We start from the raw sequence: 18,186 nt of genomic DNA on the forward strand, positions 1-18,186 counted from the left end.
CCGTGTTACCGCCGTGAAAAGGCGGTGTCTTAACCCCTTGACCAACGGACCTGAGCTGTTATTTTCAACTCTTACTATTATACAGACTTTTTCTGACTTGTCAACTACTTTTTTGAACTTTTCTAATTAATTTTACAACAGCTTCCGTTCGAGCTGTATGTGGGAACATATCGACCGACTGGATATAATGAAGATCATAGACTTCTACTAAGCGTACTAAATCACGAGCCAAGGTCGAAACATTGCAAGAAATATAGACCATCTTTTCTGGTACATAGGTAAGAATAGTATCTAATAACTTATCGTCCAGACCTGTACGTGGTGGATCCACAATCAGAGCATCTGCTCGGTAGCCTTCCTTATACCAGCGAGGAATAATCTCTTCTGCCGTTCCAGCTTCATAATGAGTATTGTCAAATCCCATTCTTTTAGCATTTCGCTTGGCATCTTCAATAGCTTCTGGAATAATATCCATACCTCTGAGTGTTTTAACTTTCTTTGCGAAGGCAAATCCAATCGTTCCAACTCCACAATAAGCATCAATCAAATGGTCTTCTTTATTTACATCCAAGGCTTTTACCGCCTCATTATAAAGAACTTCTGTTTGTTCAGGATTTAGTTGATAGAAAGCTCGAGGAGATAGTGAAAATTCATAATTGAGTACACCTTCTTGAATACTCTCTTCTCCCCATATAATCTCTGTCTTTTCACCATAAATCTCACTGGTTTTAGCTGTATTTGTATTAACAGCTACTGTCACAACCTCTGGAAAATCTTTAATTAAATCTTTTACCAGCAGGGTTAAATTAAGCTGGCGGTTTGTAACAACAATAATCTGAACCTGTCCAGTCTTTCTTGCTCGTCGGACCATTATAGTTCTAACACCTAGAACTTTTCTCTCATCCGTGATTGGAATCTGGTGATAAGTAAGCAATTCTGCTAGACGATTAGCAATCACTTGGGTTTCCTTGTCTTGTACCAGGCAGTCTTTCAACTCTACTAAATAGTGAGAGTTTTGTGCATATAAGCCCGCCTTAACCTGATTCTTAAATTTTCGAGTCTGAAATTGTAACTTAGCACGGTAATATTTTGGTTCCTGCATTCCAATAGTTGGGCGGATTTCATAGTTTTCATATCCTACAGGAGCAAATTTTTTCAGCGCTTGATGAAGTAAGTCCGTCTTGAACTCTAGCTGCTTATCATAATGCAGGTGCATGATTTGGCAGCCTCCGCACTCATTATAAATAGTACAAGCTGGCACAACTCGAAATTTAGACTTCTTATTAACCTTTAGTAATTTTGCTTCAACAAAGTTACGTTTAATAGAAGTAATCTGACAATAGATATCTTCACCTTTGAGAGCACCAGGCACAAAGACTAATGTTTTTTGATAAAAGCCGATTCCCTCACCATTAATTCCCATGCGCTTGATTTTTAATGGTATTTTTTGTTTCACTTTCAGATTCATACCCCTATCTTATCACATTTTGAGTTATAATAGAACTATGAAAATCACAAAACTTGAAAAGAAAAAAAGACTCTATCTGATGGAGCTTGATAATGGCGACAAATGCTACATTACTGAAGATACTATTGTTCGTTTTATGTTATCAAGAGATAAGGTGATAAGTGAAGAAGAATTGAAAGAGATTCAGGACTTTGCCAAATTTTCTTACGGTAAGAATCTAGCCCTCTACCACCTATCCTTTAAAGCACGTACTGAAAAAGAGGTCAGAGAATATCTGAAAAAATACGATATTGATGAAAACATCGTTTCTCAAGTCATTATTAATCTTAAAGAAGATAAGTGGATTAATGATGCTCAGTACGCTTATGCTATCATCAATGCCAATCAACTTTCAGGAGACAAGGGTCCTTATGTACTGACTCAGAAACTAGCTCAAAAAGGGATTTCAAAATCTACTATAGAAGAGAACTTGAAAGAATTTGATTTTTCTGAAGTTGCTCAACGTGTAGCTAATAAACTATTGAAAAAATATGAGGGAAAACTTCCAGCTCGTGCCTTGCAAGATAAGATAATCCAAAATCTGACCAACAAGGGGTTTTCCTATTCTGATGCTAAAACTGCTTTTGACCAGTTGGATAGTCAAGTTGATCAAGAAACGACTCAGGAACTCATCTTCAAGGAACTTGATAAGCAATATGCTAAGTATGCCCGAAAATATGAAGGATACGAACTTAAACAGCGTTTAACTCAAGTTTTAGCACGAAAAGGCTACGATTTTTCGGATATAGCAAGCGCTCTCAGAGAATATCTTTAATATTTTCATGTAAAATTCACAGATTTTAGGTAATTTTATGGTACAATAGTAAACGATAAACTTATAAATTGTAGAAAGTTGGTTAGTTATGAAGCTTCCAAAAGAAGGCGACTTTATTACAATTCAAAGTTATAAGCATGATGGGAGTCTCCACCGAACTTGGCGGGACACCATGGTACTAAAAACAACAGAAAACGCCATTATTGGTGTCAACGATCATACACTGGTTACCGAAAGTGATGGTCGTCGTTGGGTCACTCGAGAACCGGCTATTGTTTACTTTCACAAGAAATATTGGTTTAATATCATTGCCATGATTCGTGATAATGGAATTTCCTACTATTGCAATATGGCTAGCCCCTACTATCTGGATGAAGAAGCACTGAAGTATATTGATTACGATTTGGATGTTAAAATTTTTACAGATGGAGAGAAACGTCTCTTGGACGTTGAGGAGTATGAGCGTCACAAACGCAAAATGAATTATTCCGATGACTTGGACTATATTTTAAAAGAACATGTCAAAATTCTTGTTGATTGGATTAACAATGGACGAGGTCCTTTCTCAGAAGCCTATGTAAACATTTGGTACAAGCGCTATGTAGAACTAAAGAATCGGTAAAGTTGTCAAACTGGGGTTAAGACCCCGGTTTTTTTATTTTAAAAACCCAGCTTTACAGCTGGGGTGATTTCTATATATCTAATTTCGTAACAGTAAATTTGATGTGGGAATAGTCTTTTTCAACATCCTTATCCAGCAAGAAAGCTGTAGCATCTTTCTTAACCTGAACCAGGTCAATATTCTGAGCTTGGGCTGCATAGACACAACCACAATAACATTGACGGTAAATGTCATACTCTTCACACATCTCTACCGAACGTTTGTAGCCTTGATTTTTCTTGAAATCACTTGGAAGATAGTGGGTTGTATAAATTTTTTGCACATCGATTCCGATACTATTAATGGTTTGAGAATTCTTATGAGGACTGATGGTCAAGGCTGAGCCAAAGTAGTCAAAGCCCAAGTCCATAGCCACTTGAGCTGTCTTATCCAGTCGGTAGTCAAAGCAAACCTGGCAACGGTCGCCACCTTCAGGCTCTTCTTCCAAACCTCGAACCAGTTTACGATATTCGTTAGGTTCATAAGGAGCTTCTAGGTATTGAACGCTATTGCCAGTTCGCTCATTGAAATCACTGACAAACTTTTTAGTCACATAGGCACGCTTATGGTATTCTGCCTTGGGATGGATATTAGAATTGGCAAAATAGATTGTCACATCTGCATACTTGGTCAAATATTCGAGGGTATAGGTACTGCAAGGGGCACAGCAAACGTGCATGAGAATGGTTGGCCGTTGCTCATTTTTCTCCCATACTTGTACCATCTTCTGCATGACACGGTCATAATTAATCTTCTGATTGAGGTTCATCTTGCTCAGAATTTCTTCTACATCGATCATGTTCTTCTCCTTTTTCTAGTCTTATTTTATCATATAAGTTAGGAGAGCTCAAATCTATTTAGAAGTGAATATCATAAAAAGGAGGAATAGCCATTCCCTCCTTTTGTGTTTTTTATAAGTTGTTTTCTATAGAAAGCTTACATCATCCCACCCATCATACTTGGATCCATTGCTGGAGCTGGGGCTGCTGGTTCTGGTTTATTGGCTACGACTGCTTCCGTAGTCAAAATCAAGCTGGCTACAGATGCTGCATTTTGTAGAGCTGAACGACTCACTTTAACTGGGTCGATAATCCCTTGATCAATCATGTTAACCCATTCGCCAGTTGCTGCATTGAAGCCTGTACCAACTTCAGCATTTTTCAAACGATCGATAACGATAGAGCCTTCAAATCCTGCATTGTGGGCGATTTGACGAACAGGTTCTTCCAAAGCACGGAGAACAATATTGCGACCCGTTGCTTCGTCTCCTGTTAATTCCAAATCAGCCACGGCTGGAATCACATTGACAAGGGCTGTTCCACCACCTGCAACGATACCTTCTTCAACGGCTGCACGAGTAGCGTTGAGGGCATCTTCAATGCGGAGTTTCATTTCTTTCAACTCAGTTTCAGTTGCAGCTCCGACCTTAATAACCGCTACACCACCTGACAATTTTGCCAAGCGTTCTTGCAATTTTTCACGGTCAAACTCAGAAGTTGTAGTTTCGATTTGAGATTTGATAACTGCAACACGGTGAGAAATCGCTTCAGGATTTCCAGCACCTTCTACGATAACAGTGCTATCTTTGTCCACGGTTACTCTCGCTGCTTGACCAAGAGCTTCAATTGTCGCATCTTTCAACTCAAGACCTAGGTCTTCTGTGATAACTGTTCCGCCTGTCAAGATGGCGATATCTTCAAGCATGGCTTTGCGGCGGTCACCAAAACCAGGTGCCTTGACCGCTACCACGTTGAAGGTTCCACGAATCTTGTTCAAAACAAGAGTTGGAAGAGCTTCACCATCTACATCATCCGCAATAATCAATAGTGGACGATTGCTTTGGAGAATACTTTCTAGGAGTGGCAAGATTTCTTGGATATTAGAAATTTTCTTGTCTGTAATCAAAATGTACGGATTTTCAAGGTCAGCCACCATTTTTTCGCTATCTGTCACCATGTACTGTGAAAGGTAACCGCGGTCAAACTGCATTCCTTCCACAACTTCCAGTTCTGTTTCCATACCACGTGACTCTTCGATAGTGATGACACCATCTTTGCCAACTTTTTCCATGGCTTCAGAGATGTACTCACCGACTTTTTCAGAACGAGAAGAGACGGCTGCAACTTGAGCGATAGCTTCTTTGTTGGCAACAGGAATAGCATTGTTTTTCAAGGCTTCAACTGCTGCAGCAACTGCTGTTTCAATCCCACGACGAATGCCAATTGGATTGGCACCTGCAGTGACGTTTTTGATTCCTTCACGGACGATAGCTTGGGTCAAGACTGTTGCAGTCGTAGTCCCGTCACCTGCGATATCATTGGTTTTAGAAGCTACTTCTGATACCAATTTGGCACCCATATTTTCAAAATGGTCTTCCAATTCGATTTCTTTGGCAATAGTCACACCGTCATTGGTAATCAAGGGTGAACCGAATGACTTTTCAAGAACGACATTACGGCCTTTTGGTCCCAAGGTTACTTTAACAGTGTCTGCAAGGATATCGACACCACGGACCATATCTGAACGGGCATCAGATGAAAATTTAATTTCTTTTGACATACTTACTTTCTCCTTCTATTTTTCAATGATAGCCAAGATGTTAGCTTCGCCTACGATGATGTACTTTTCATCGCCATCTTTGACATCAAGACCTGCGTGTGCTTCAACCAAGACACGGTCTCCAGCTTTAACACTTGGAGTAACCAAGTCACCGTTCAAGGTACGAACACCTTGTCCAGTAGCCACAACTTGAGCTGTTTTGGTTTTTTCTTGGGCTGAACCTGCGAGGACAAAACCTCCAACAGTTTGTTCTTTTTCTTCTACTTTTAAGACCACACGGTCCCCTAATGGTTTCAACATCTGATTTCCTCCATAATGAGATAGATATCATTAGCACTCTTTACACTTGAGTGCTAATTCATAGTTCTATTGTATCACTTGGTCAGAAATAGTCAAGAAAAAAGTCTGACTTTCTCAAGATAAAAAGCCTGAGACCAACTCAGACTTTTTAATGCTTAAAATGGCAATTCTTCCTCTTCCAAAACCAAATCCGCCAAATCTTGTCCTGCATTATTTTCACGCATGGCACGTTGAGCACGACTTTCCAAGAGTTGGAATCCTGTCACAAGGACTTCAGTCACATAGTTCATCTGACCATTTTTCTCAAAACGACGGGTACGAAGTTCTCCATCCACAGAGATAAGACTACCTTTAGTTGCGTAGCTGGCCAAGCTTTCTGCTAGTTTGCCCCATAGAACCATATTGACAAAGTCAGCTTCGCGCTCCCCATTTTGGTCTTTGTAACGACGGTTCACAGCGATAGTTGCTCGCGCTACTGACTTGTCATTGTTGGTTTTGTGCAATTCTGGTGTAGACGTCAAACGCCCAATCATGATAACTTTATTATACATATTTTTTCCTCCTACTTATCTATTCGCAGAAAATCAAAAAAGTTACAGAAATTTGTAACTTTTCGAGGAAATTTTTTACTTTTTATGAACCATGAAACCTGTCGCCTGTTGATTGGCCATAATGGTCATATCTGTAATCTGCACACGACGAGGTTGACTGGTCACATAGACTACTGTGTCTGCAATATCCTGAGCTTGCAAGGCTTCTATTCCTTGGTAAACGGACGCAGCTCTCTCTTTATCACCATGAAAACGTACCGTAGAAAAATCTGTTTCGACAATTCCCGGTTGAATAGTCGTCACCTTGATATCCGTTGCGATGGTATCAATTCGCAGACCATCTGAAAAGGTCTTAACCGCTGCCTTGGTAGCTGAATAAACTGCTGCACCCGCATAGGCATAAATTCCTGCGGTTGAGCCCATATTGATGATATGTCCTTGATTGGCTTTTACCATTGCTGGCAAGAAACAGCGAGTGACTGCCATCAAACCTTTGACATTGGTATCCAACATGGTCAGCATATCCAACTCTTCATAGTTTTGATATGGAGCCAAGCCAAGAGCCAAACCTGCGTTATTGACCAGAATATCAATCTGACCTATCGTTTCTAGAATATCAGAGCAGACAGTCTTTACCATGGTCATATCTGTGACATCTAGCGAAAAAGTCCAAACTGTCTGATTTGGGAAGGCTTCTGCAAACTCCGACTTAAGGGCTTCTAGTCTATCTGTCCGTCGACCTGTTAAAACGATATTCTCACCCTGCTCCAGATAAGCACGCGCAATCGCTTCACCGATTCCTGATGTCGCCCCTGTAATCACAACATTTTTTGTCATCTTATTTCCTTCTAGCTGGTCTATCAGATACTGACAACTTCCTAGGTAGTCCAGTGTTTAGCTGGATCAAATGGAGTTCCAACAACTTGGTCTTCTGATAATTCAATAATACCACGCTTTTGCGGAGCATTTGGCAAGGCAAGTTCACGAGGACTACACATCATGCCAAAACTCTTTTCACCACGAAGCTCACCTGGGAAAATGAGATTCCCTTTGGGCATCATTGCTCCTGGAAGAGCTACAATGGTTTTCAACCCGACACGCGCATTGGGAGCCCCTGCAACGATTTGCACTGTCTTGTCACTCGCGACTGCAACTTGGCAGATGTTAAGGTGGTCACTATCAGGATGGGCTACCATCTCGACAATTTCACCAACAACAAACTTAGGTTCCTTGTCATTGACAATTTCTTCTTTAAAACCTTCCGCCTGCAATTCTTGGTTCAAACGAGCTACTTGTTCATCAGACAAAAAGACTTGACCGCGCTCTTCAATTTCAAACAAACTTGAAACTTCGAAAATATTCCACGCCACTGTTTCCCCATTATCTTTGAGGAAAACACGGGCTACCTTGCCTTTGCGCTCCACATCTAATTTGGCATCTCCTCTATTTTTCGCGATGACCATAAGGACATCACCGACATGTTCTTTGTTATATGTAAAAATCATTGTTTCCTTTTTCTCCTATTTCAGTCCTGCTAAAAAGTCGTTAATTTGTTGCTTGCTTTTACGGTCGCGATTAACAAAACGACCGATTTCCTTGTCTTTTTCTAGAACTACAAGGCTAGGGATTCCGTAAACATCCCAGAGTTTAGCCAAATCCATATACTGGTCTCGGTCCACTCGAATAAAGGTGAACTCTGGATTGGTCTCCTCAATCTCTGGCAAGGCAGGATAGATATAACGACAATCGCCACACCAGTCTGCTACAAAAAGAAAGACCTTCTTGCCATCTTTTTCTACTAAAGATGCTAATTCTTCTATACTTGCTGGTTGTATCATAAGACTTCCTCCTCATAGACTAGGTCTTCGTTTTCATAGATAAAGGTATAATGACGGCCATCCTCAAAAATGACACCACCGACTAGTCGTTCTAGACTACTTTCATAAACTTGAACATAGAGAGTCGCAATTTCCCCCATATCTGAAAAATGGTCTCGCACAATCGCTGTCAACTCTTCCTGAGTCTTCATGAGCTTATGGTCATCTGCAACTTTTTTCGTAGCAAGGGCAAGGCTCCCAATACCAAGCAGAGCCAGACCTGCCATCAACATTTTTTTAGCTTTCATACCATTCATTTTAACACAAAAAAGACTTTAGGACAAATGAGGAAGCAGCAGAAAATCAAGTAAAAAGCCTCTTCCTTTAAGGAAAAGGACTTCTTATACTCAATGAAAATCAAAGAGCAAACTAGGAAGCTAGCCGCAGGTTGCTCAAAGCACTGCTTTGAGGTTGTAGATAGAACTGACGAAGTCAGCTCAAAACAGCGTTTTGAGGTTGTGGATGACGCTGACGTGGTTTGAAGAGATTTTCGAAGAGTATTATTCTTATTGCCAGGCACCTGAGTTGCCAACGTAGTAACCATCAGGGGTGTAGGTATTGCGAAGCATCTTACCTGATGAAGCCAGATAATACCACTTGCCATTATCTTTGACCCAATCATTCGCTAGCATGGCACCAGAAGAACTTACATAATACCATTCTCCCTTGTCATAAACCCAAGCGCTTGCTTTCATGGCTCCTGAAGTTGATAAATAGTACCACTTGCCTTGATCGTAAAGCCAGTCACTCGCAATCATGGCTCCTGATGATTTAAAGGCATACCAGTTGTTACCTTGATAAAGCCAAGTTTGATTGAACATGACTCCTTTATCATTCATAAAGTACCAAGTTCCCTTGTCATAAACCCAATCCTTCTGCACTAATTGACCTTGTTTTTGATAGTACCAGTTTTGGTTTGATTTTAACCAGCTTTCTGCTTTTACAATCGGATAAAGTTCTTTGAAAGCTCCTCCATCATATTTATGACTGATAGATTTTAGTTTTTCTAGTTTCAACTCGTCATTATCATAATTTGCCCAAGCAAAAACTTTTTGACCATTAACAGTCTCTGGTAAAGTAGCAGTGTAAGTCTTGGTTTGATAATCCCATTTAGCATCGAGGTAGGTGTATTGATCATTTGATTCTTTAATATGGTAGTAGCCTCTCTTTCCACTATCATTATGAATATCATCCACAACTTTCGTTGACCAGGTCTTTACTTCGTTTCCGCTCTTAGCCTCGACCTTGATATCTCCTCTATAGCCATATGGAACATAGAAATTCAGGTAACGCCCTTCTTCCCCGATCATAGACTTGTCCTTTTCTTGACCTAGGAAATTGACAGTCTGATCTTGACCATCGAGACTGACCGTCCACTCGATTTTCTCGGTTTTTGGCAAATCCAAGACTTTGATATCCACTTCATGGCCATTGTTAAACCGAAGAATCTTGCCATCTTGATACTGTACTCCACACTTAACAACCCATTCTTCTTTAAGCTCAAATGCCTGCCCTGAATGAGGAAAAGCCAGTAAAGCTAAACCTGCTAGAGACAAACCAAATAGTGTGATTTTTTTCATCGTAGATCCTCCTTAGGATTTTTTATGTTAATTATATCACTATGTTTTTATTTTGCAAATCATATCCTAAATATGCAAGTAAAAAACCTCTGAGATTCTTCTCAAAGGTTCTGATTTGGCTAATTGCTGTTCTCAACTGCTGCAGTGACAAAGGCAGTGTAGAGTTCTTCTGGACGATTTGGACGGCTTGACAGTTCAGGGTGATACTGACACGCTACAAAGAATTTATTTTCAGGAATTTCCACAATTTCGACCAAACGATTGTCTGGAGAAACTCCTGAGAAGACAAAACCTGCTGCCTCAAACTGCTCACGGAAGACATTGTTAAACTCATAACGGTGACGGTGACGGCGTTGCACCACTTCTTGATTGTGATAAGCAGCCGCAGCCTTAGAGCCACGTTTCAACTTAGACGGATAAAGCCCCAAGCGAAGGGTTCCCCCCATATCTTCAACGTCAATCTGATCACGCATGATATCAATGATAGGGTATTTTGTTTCTGGTGCAAGCTCTGCAGAATTGGCACCTTCGAGTCCTAAAACGTGACGAGCAAACTCGATACAAGTCAACTGCATTCCCAAGCAGACACCCAACATTGGAACATCATTTTCACGCGCATAGCGAATGGCTTGGATTTTCCCTTCCGTACCACGTTGACCAAAACCTCCTGGTACGATGATTCCGTCCGCATCAGACAAAAGCTCTGCCACATTCTCTGCTGTCACATCATTGGCATTGATCCAATTGATTTTAACTTCTGCGTCGTTGGCATAACCAGAGTGTTTCAAGGCTTCGACCACAGAAATGTAGGCATCTTGCAACTCCACATACTTACCGACAAGGGAAATTTTAACTTGTTTCTTAAGGTTCATGACCTTGTCCACCATGGCTGACCATTCTGTCATATCCGCTACTGGTGCGTCTAATTTCAAATGGTCACAGACAATTTGATCCATACCTTGAGCTTGCAAGTTCAATGGAATTTGGTAAAGGTGCTCAACATCCAACGATTCGATAACGGCTTCTGGTGCCACATCACAGAACTGGGCCAGTTTGTTTTTAATTCCTTGACCAGCTGGCTCTTCTGTACGAATAACCAACATATTTGGCTGGATTCCCAATCCACGCAATTCTTTTACAGAGTGTTGAGTTGGTTTGGTCTTCATTTCACCAGCAGCCTTGAGGTAAGGAAGCAGGGTTGTATGGATATACATGACATTATCCGCACCCACATCCGCCTTCATCTGACGAAGGGCCTCTAAGAATGGCAAGGACTCAATATCCCCAACAGTTCCACCAACCTCTGTGATAATGACATCAGAATCAGTCGTTAGAGCGGCACGCTTGATTTTTTCTTTTAAAGCATCTGTGATATGAGGAATAACCTGAACAGTTGCCCCAAGGTATTCTCCACGACGTTCCTTACGAAGAACTTCACTGTAAATTTTACCAGTAGTCACGTTGGAATATTTGTTAAGATTGATATCGATGAAACGTTCATAGTGACCCAAGTCCAAATCTGTCTCAGCTCCGTCATCTGTCACAAAAACTTCCCCGTGCTGGTAAGGACTCATAGTTCCCGGATCGATATTGATATAAGGATCAAACTTTTGAATGGTTACTTTGAGACCACGATTTTTCAAGAGACGGCCTAGACTCGCTGCGACAATCCCTTTCCCAATAGACGATACCACACCACCAGTTACAAAAATATATTTCGTAGACATAGATTCCTCTTTCTAAAATGCTCAAGGTCTTGTCAACTACGTGGGGACATAGAAAACAAGACCCTACTAATAAGAATAATCTGGAACGACTGCACCAGATTCACAACCAATACTCTTCGAAAATCAAATTTAAACCGCGTCAACGTCGCCTTGCCATACGCAAGTACAGCCTGCGGCTAGTTTCCTAGTTTCCTAGTTTGCTCTTTGATTTTCATTGAGTATAAAATACAAGAAGATAACTTCTTGAAAAAACAAAAATAGCTCCCTAAGAACTAGGGAGCTCCGACCTCTAAAAGAGGTGCCCGAACAATATGATACCTAAAAATAGGATAATTGTCAATAGCTAACTTTTATTCCTCGATGTTTTCAGCATCATCGTCTGAAAACTCGTCGTCTTCTTCGTTGAGATCCACGTCTTCACCCAAGTCATCAGGGGCAATCTCGTTAATTTCTGCATCGTAAGCTTCCACTTCATTTTTCTCATCATCTGGATTTTCATCATCGTATGAAAGAGCAGGATCTGCTTCGTATGCATCTTCATCTTCTGGATCATCCGCATTGTAATCAATGGCATCTGAATCACCATCCATGAAGGCATTGACACGTTTTTTCTTAGCTTTTGGTGCTACTTCATCGTCATCGTTTTCTTCAAGAGCGATGATTTCTTCGTCGATTTCGTCCACACCATACCATGAACGAAGCCCCCATTTGTTGTCTCCAAGTGAGATGAAGCTACCGTCAAAGTTCAACTCTGTGTAGAACAAAGGCAAAGCTTCACGGATATCGCTATTTGATGTTCCAAGGTAGTTTTGAATTTCGTTTACAAGATCGCTAAAATGCATCTCATGGTCGCGACCACGAAGTTCCAAGATAGCACGCGCTACCTCAATCATAGATAGCTCACTTTTTTCTTGCCCAGCAAATACTTCTAATTCCAAAGCGTTTCTCCTCATTTATACTACTATCGCCAGAGTAAACAGACTCTGACCTCATTTTATCATTTACTCTTTATTTTACGATAATTTTACGGAATAGTCAAAGGTTAAGGGGGAGAAAGTGACAGGACTTTTTATTTCTTTGCTACCCAGCCTATGGCATCACTAGGTGGATTTTCAGTATCAATCCAGATGAATTCAATACCAATTTCCCCATTTTTAAACTTAGTCAAACGAATACCGTTGATTTCCAGTTCATTGAGTCGTTGACCTGTTAAGACTTCACGTTCTTTCAACTGGAAGACTCCTCGTAAAATCCAGCTGCCAAGAATTTCTTGCTTATCAGTTGACTGAATTGCCTTTCCAGCTTCTTGATTTATATAGGCATTAATAACATCACCAGAAGATAAAAAGCGTAATTTAAAAGTTCTTTCTTCTTTAGATAGAGCTAATTTTTTAGTTCCAGGCTCAAAAGTCCCAAATCCAAGACCAAAGAAGTCTGGCCTTTCATCATGAAAGTTCTTAGAGTCTGGCAGAGGAATGTAAACTTCACTAACTGGACGATAAACCAGGTGTTCAATCTCTTTGATGAGTTTTTTATTGCCAGTATTGTGGACAAAGTGAATCAAGTCCTCACGAATCGCCTTCATCTGAGCTTTTTCTTCCTTGCTAGTCCACTTTTTCAAGAGAATTTCCTCTAAAGAGAAGGTCACAAAAGCTAGTTCTTCTGGAGCCAGACTGTCTTTGAATTTTTCCTGAATCTTTAAAATCCTTGGCAGACGATCTTTTTTAGCTAATTTTGAACCACCATTAAAGGCATTAAAGCCCGAGTTTTCTTCCACATTTCCATGTTTGTCTGTGATAACCCAAGACACCGTTTCTAAGATATCGGATTGTCTCTTTTCAGCGGTCAGTAAATGAAGATTTTCAAAGAGAGAAAAAGGATCTTCGATATAATGGACATCCCAAGTATCTACAACAATGTCTTTATTGTTAAAAGTCATGTGGAGCTGGCTGTCAGCTGCTGTGTACTTGTAGTGGTGTTGCCCATCTGTAAATCGGAAATTAGTTGGATTGTTTTTGGTAGTTGATCCTTCAATGACCAGATTATCGATATCAACTGGTAAATAAGATGTTTCACCGACAAAAATCTTTGGATTTTCTCCTTTTGGTGTCGGCATCAAGACGTGGTAAACAGCTTCAACATTGACTGAGTCAGAGTTGAATCCCTTGATTTGCGCCTTAGAAGATTCGATTCTCTGATTTCTTAAGGTCGCAATCTTTCGTGCCAACTCTTCATAGCGTTGATAGTTTTTCTTGTCTGCTGTTTCCTTATCTGCTGAGATATCTGCATGGAATTTGATATCACCCAATAAGTCCGTCCAATCTTGAGAGTCCTTCTTAAACTGAGCGATTTTTTGATCTCCAGAATTGATTCCAAAAGACTTAATACCCACTAGGTATTTATGATTTTCATCCACAACGACAGAGGCATCATAGGAAGTATTGGCAATATCTTCCCCAACCGCATTAAAAGCCTTCTGGAAAACAGTCTCTTGAAACTTAGAATTAACAATCGGAGCAACATAATTCTCTGTTTGTTCCTCATCGTCGGACTCAGCCTTTTGAGAGAAAGCTTGGCTCAAGCTAGCAAAGTTGGTAATTAAGGTTTTGTATTTGTCTTTTTGTTCAGACTTTAGATGTTCCCACATAAGCACCCTCTTTTCTATTTTCAGTATATCAAAAGAAGATTAGTTTTTCACTAATCCTCTTATATATTCGTTAATTAATACTGTAAAATTCGAGTTTGCCTTGTTTTTTTACAAATCTCAAATACTCTTCATCTGACAGAACCGCTAAACCATCGTCATAAGCCTTGATTTTTTCAAGAGCTTGGTCATAGCTATCCACAAATTCCTTGACATAGGATTGCCCTTCAAATTGTCCATTCATCTTGGTGTAGATAATGGCAATTTTTCCTGAGCGTTCAAGTTGAGATTGCCCCTGACTTTCATTTAAAGCTTTGGCAACATTTTCCGCGATACGTTTAATCACGGGCACGACCACACTGTTTCCAGCCTGCTTGTAGAGCTGACCGTTAGAAACCCCTTCTGGGATTTTAAAGGATTTAGGATAGCCTTGAACATTAAAAGTTTCTTTCGGTGTTAGCTTACGAATCTCCCCACTATCTGTCAGAATCAATGGGACATTGTGTCCACCTGTTCCCATATTGGCTGTCAAGGTAGGGACGACACCGTTTTTATTTTCACGGACATACTGACGGCGCCACTGGTAAACCGTATCTTGGCTAGTCACTTCAAACTTCAACTGGTCGTAGAAATTCTGCTTACCTTCACGGTAGTAGTAGACCTCGTCTAGCTTATCACCAAAGTTAATCACATCCTGAAGAGTCGTGGTCAGCTTGATTTCCTCTGGAAATTCAAATAAGTCGTAGGCTTCTTTAGTATCAAAACCAACAATGTAGATCCGCTCACGGTTTTGTGGGATATTTCCGTAGTCTTTCCCGTTAAGAACCTTCCACTTGATAAAGTAGTTGTTCTCGGTCAAGGCTTCACGAATAACCTTGAAAGTATTGCCATGGTCATGGCCAACCATGTTCTTGACGTTTTCGATAAAGATAGCACGAGGTTTACATCCCTCAATCATGCGAAGCAACTCAAAGAAAAGATCGCCACGATCATCATCAAATCCTTTGCGATAACCCGCAATACTAAAGGCCTGACAAGGGAAACCTCCCATAATCACATCCACGCGCTCAGCTGGAATGTCCTCTGGCTGAACATCGTGAATATCACGACCATCCAAATAGGTATCTGGATGGTTTAACTGATAAGTCTGACGCGCATACTTATCAAACTCATTGGCATACACCACTCTGAACTCGTTGGTTTGTTCAAATCCCAACTCAATTCCCCCAACACCTGAGAAGAAAGCTGCAATGTTGTACTTCTCAGATCGGTTCGAACTTACAGAATTTGTCATGTAGTAACCTGCTTTCTAAAAATATAACTAAATAGTATAACACTTTATATAAAAAACAACATTATGAAATTCTTCTACCAACACAACCCCAAGTAAAAATTTCTTTTCCAATGTCGGTCCATTTTGAATCGACAAATGTATCTTTTACAAAGTTTTCAAATATGAAAATTAAATCGTCACCGTTCCCTGAACTTTTCTCAGAAAGGTATCCAATGACTTTTTTCAATAAATCACATCGACTAATAATAACTTTTGAAATAGATAAACTTTCTAAAGTTTCACTTATTTTAAATGATTCAACACAATCTTTCCAACAAGCATCATATTTATCAGCATATGTCTTATCCACTTGATAGATACCCTCTTTCATATCAAAGTAAAAATACAAATTTGATCTTTCTTCATACAATCTATTTAAAAACTTTATAGTATTTTGTGCATTAATGTCTCTACTATCATATATTTCTTCAATGAGTTTTAATGGGATTAAGTTCTCAGCTTCGTGGACACCCTGCTCAGCTAATGAAATACATTCAAAAAACTTTCTATCTTTTGAGTCTATTACCTTTAGTACAGCTTTTAACGTTCCACCTATTTTATCCCCGGGATATTTTTGGTCGCCATCAAATATACCAAGTAATAATCTGTTTTCTTGCTTAATTAACCCATCAAATAAACCAGCAGAATTTTGTCCACCTCCAGGGGCCATATCAAACGAAAGGTGACAATTAATTCTATTTTTAGAGGCAAAATAGAATCCAATATAGTAATAAAATTCAAAATCAGTTAAATCTTCAACTATAAGTTGTGTCTTCGTTAAAAACTCTTTTTTAAGAATATCTGATACTGTAATAACATGACAATTATCACATTCAATACTATTATTAGCAACAATTGTATAGTATCTACTTACAACTTTTTTTAATTCTTTTGTTTCATGGCTTTTTCTTCTCAGATAAGCAAATAACCTCCGAGCATTAACCTCAAGAAGTGTACAGTTTTTTAAGTAATCTAGCACTTCACGATCTGCAATAATTATGTTTAATTCTTTTCTCCTATTTGTCGCTAAACTATTTAGCATAGAACATACGTCTGGGTCTTCCTCTGCTAATAATTGCAGGCAACTTTTATGAATTTCAAATATCATTTTAGAGATAATTCCCCTCATCAAAGAATCCAATAGGCCAGTTTTCAAGAAACCCTTCTTTATCATATGAAGCAGGCTCAACGATTGTTTCCATTTTCTCATTTCTCTTTGAAAAAATTTGTATGTTTACATCTTTGTTTCCTATTTTTTTATTGTAGATTAAGTCTCCAATTTTGTTAATAATTGTTTCACTGTGAGTTTCAATAATAAATCGGAAATTATGATTAGCCAAACTACATATCGCTGAAACCAGCTTACTTTGTAGTTTTGGATGTAAATGAAGCTCTGGCTGTTCAATAATAATTGTAGTAGGGTATCTCAATAAATATAATCTTTTCTTCGGATTATTGGCAACAAACCAAAGTTGAGTTACAATTGGAAGGATTTGACTATAGCCAAATCCAGTATCAGACAGGTTATAACGGTTTTGATCTCCACTTTTTCTAATATAAATAGACACATATCCTTTATTAATACCATCGTAACCTATTACATCTTTTTCTACTTGGAAACCTAAAAATTCATTTGTCCATTTTTGAAATTGTTGAAACATTTCATTATCAAGATTATACAAAAAGTCAACAAGATTCCGACCACTAGAGTCTACTTCTTCAATTGACAAATTTCTTAGCCTATAATATCTTTCGGCAGTAGCTCTAATAGGAGCAATATAAACAGACTTATTAAAATAGGACGTGATATAGTTATCAGAAATCTTCAGAATTATCTCCAAAAATTTAATCAGTAGTATATCTTTATAAATTATTAACTCGTTTTTTGATAATTCCTTAACATTTATAATTTCAAACTCGTCATTATCATGGTTTACTTTAAATAACTTTTCCAAATCTCTTTTTATAATATCATGATATTCCCAAAAGGTCGGTATATCATCACTATTTATTTCTTTAATTATGTCTCCTAATTCTTTTTCGAGAATCTCTTCTGAATCAAGTAGACTATTTAGTTGAAAAACACTATCTAATCTATGTATATATCCATTATCTGAAGTAAGTAATCCATATTCTCTATCACCTATATTTATTTTCTTACTTTGCACATCAATCGTTATGTCTTCACCCAATATAGAAATAGTTACTCTTGAAATTCTCTCTAATTCATTACTTTTATTTTTTTCTAAACAAATTGAAATAGTTGTTTTGTTGAATTTAGGTACTTTTTCAAAAAAGGATCGTTTGTTTAATTTGTAAAAACGAGCGTATTTTATTATTTCGTACTTAGGAACGTCAAATGAAAATGAAAATTCCATTTTATCGTGTCCCTTTTGATTATTAACCGCTGTATCAAAATCACCAAAATCTACGTCGTTTTGATCATAACCACTCCAAAACAAAACACCTCGAATCTTTCTATTAATAGTTTGTTTTAATAAAGGAAAAAAACGTAGAAAAGTACTTTTACCCGAGCTATTAGACCCCAAAATAATATTTAATGGTTTAATTTCAATATCCCCAGTATCTACAAGACTTCTTAAATTCTTAAGTCTAATCGAATCCATATATCCGCTCCACTTCTTTTGTTCAGTTATAGAAATTAAATCACT

At 38.8% G+C, this 18,186-nt stretch carries 18 protein-coding genes; 2 read left to right on the forward strand and 16 right to left on the reverse strand.

From position 1 onward, the window contains the following. Positions 1-100 precede the first annotated feature (100 nt). Entirely contained in the window at positions 101-1,468 is a 1,368-nt protein-coding gene (gene rlmD / locus L0P31_RS06170) for a 23S rRNA (uracil(1939)-C(5))-methyltransferase RlmD (RefSeq protein WP_024056763.1), read from the reverse strand. Positions 1,469-1,505: 37 nt separating this feature from the next. Between rlmD and recX the strand changes: the two genes are divergently transcribed. Next, positions 1,506-2,282 (forward strand): recombination regulator RecX, encoded by a 777-nt coding sequence (gene recX / locus L0P31_RS06175; RefSeq protein ID WP_238096190.1) that lies wholly within the window; start codon positions 1,506-1,508, stop codon positions 2,280-2,282. 88 nt (positions 2,283-2,370) lie between these two features. Continuing rightward, positions 2,371-2,904, forward strand: a complete 534-nt coding sequence (gene ntdP / locus L0P31_RS06180; RefSeq protein ID WP_000775316.1) for a nucleoside tri-diphosphate phosphatase — start codon at positions 2,371-2,373, stop codon at positions 2,902-2,904. A gap of 70 nt (positions 2,905-2,974) precedes the next feature. Here ntdP and L0P31_RS06185 read toward each other — a convergent pair whose 3' ends face one another. The 15 genes from L0P31_RS06185 to L0P31_RS06255 all read right to left on the reverse strand — a co-directional run bounded on the left by L0P31_RS06185 (position 2,975) and on the right by L0P31_RS06255 (position 18,141). Next, on the reverse strand, positions 2,975-3,742 hold the full coding sequence (locus L0P31_RS06185; protein ID WP_000567554.1) for an epoxyqueuosine reductase QueH: 768 nt from the start codon (positions 3,740-3,742) through the stop codon (positions 2,975-2,977). 137 nt (positions 3,743-3,879) lie between these two features. Then, positions 3,880-5,502, reverse strand: a complete 1,623-nt coding sequence (groL, locus tag L0P31_RS06190; protein ID WP_049502016.1) for a chaperonin GroEL — start codon at positions 5,500-5,502, stop codon at positions 3,880-3,882. A gap of 15 nt (positions 5,503-5,517) precedes the next feature. Then, a complete protein-coding gene (gene groES / locus L0P31_RS06195; RefSeq protein ID WP_024058065.1) occupies positions 5,518-5,802 on the reverse strand; it encodes a co-chaperone GroES in 285 nt (94 codons plus the stop codon). A gap of 155 nt (positions 5,803-5,957) precedes the next feature. Beyond that, complete coding sequence (locus L0P31_RS06200) at positions 5,958-6,353, reverse strand: single-stranded DNA-binding protein (RefSeq protein ID WP_000282464.1); 396 nt, start codon at positions 6,351-6,353, stop codon at positions 5,958-5,960. A gap of 75 nt (positions 6,354-6,428) precedes the next feature. Further along, positions 6,429-7,190 (reverse strand): SDR family NAD(P)-dependent oxidoreductase, encoded by a 762-nt coding sequence (locus L0P31_RS06205; protein WP_000165331.1) that lies wholly within the window; start codon positions 7,188-7,190, stop codon positions 6,429-6,431. A gap of 41 nt (positions 7,191-7,231) precedes the next feature. Further along, the gene (gene ytpR, locus L0P31_RS06210) at positions 7,232-7,858 is read right to left on the reverse strand and encodes a YtpR family tRNA-binding protein (protein WP_049502015.1); all 627 of its coding nucleotides are present in this window, start codon (positions 7,856-7,858) and stop codon (positions 7,232-7,234) included. Between the two features lie 15 nt (positions 7,859-7,873). Further along, on the reverse strand, positions 7,874-8,191 hold the full coding sequence (locus tag L0P31_RS06215) for a thioredoxin family protein (RefSeq protein WP_156011615.1): 318 nt from the start codon (positions 8,189-8,191) through the stop codon (positions 7,874-7,876). Beyond that, the gene (locus L0P31_RS06220; protein WP_203180770.1) at positions 8,188-8,487 is read right to left on the reverse strand and encodes a DUF4651 domain-containing protein; all 300 of its coding nucleotides are present in this window, start codon (positions 8,485-8,487) and stop codon (positions 8,188-8,190) included. The genes L0P31_RS06215 and L0P31_RS06220 overlap by 4 nt, the downstream gene beginning before the upstream one ends. Before the next feature lie 249 nt (positions 8,488-8,736). After that, positions 8,737-9,810, reverse strand: a complete 1,074-nt coding sequence (locus L0P31_RS06225) for an N-acetylmuramoyl-L-alanine amidase family protein (protein ID WP_023948248.1) — start codon at positions 9,808-9,810, stop codon at positions 8,737-8,739. Positions 9,811-9,929: 119 nt separating this feature from the next. After that, positions 9,930-11,537, reverse strand: coding sequence for a CTP synthase (locus L0P31_RS06230; protein WP_023948247.1), 1,608 nt, complete (start codon positions 11,535-11,537; stop codon positions 9,930-9,932). A gap of 350 nt (positions 11,538-11,887) precedes the next feature. Beyond that, positions 11,888-12,475, reverse strand: coding sequence for a DNA-directed RNA polymerase subunit delta (gene rpoE / locus L0P31_RS06235; protein WP_000418405.1), 588 nt, complete (start codon positions 12,473-12,475; stop codon positions 11,888-11,890). Between the two features lie 131 nt (positions 12,476-12,606). Beyond that, positions 12,607-14,184, reverse strand: a complete 1,578-nt coding sequence (locus L0P31_RS06240) for a hypothetical protein (protein WP_238096192.1) — start codon at positions 14,182-14,184, stop codon at positions 12,607-12,609. Between the two features lie 70 nt (positions 14,185-14,254). After that, positions 14,255-15,475, reverse strand: a complete 1,221-nt coding sequence (locus L0P31_RS06245; RefSeq protein ID WP_238096194.1) for a DNA cytosine methyltransferase — start codon at positions 15,473-15,475, stop codon at positions 14,255-14,257. A 61-nt stretch (positions 15,476-15,536) separates the two neighbouring features. Next, positions 15,537-16,622, reverse strand: coding sequence for a hypothetical protein (locus L0P31_RS06250; protein WP_238096196.1), 1,086 nt, complete (start codon positions 16,620-16,622; stop codon positions 15,537-15,539). A 1-nt stretch (position 16,623) separates the two neighbouring features. Then, positions 16,624-18,141 carry an AAA family ATPase gene (locus tag L0P31_RS06255; RefSeq protein ID WP_238096198.1) on the reverse strand — a complete coding sequence of 506 codons (1,518 nt, stop codon included), beginning with the start codon at positions 18,139-18,141 and terminating at the stop codon, positions 16,624-16,626. Between the last annotated feature and the right edge of the window lie 45 nt (positions 18,142-18,186).

The sequence above is a fragment of the Streptococcus mitis genome (genome assembly GCF_022137125.1).
GTDB lineage: Bacteria > Bacillota > Bacilli > Lactobacillales > Streptococcaceae > Streptococcus > Streptococcus mitis_CE.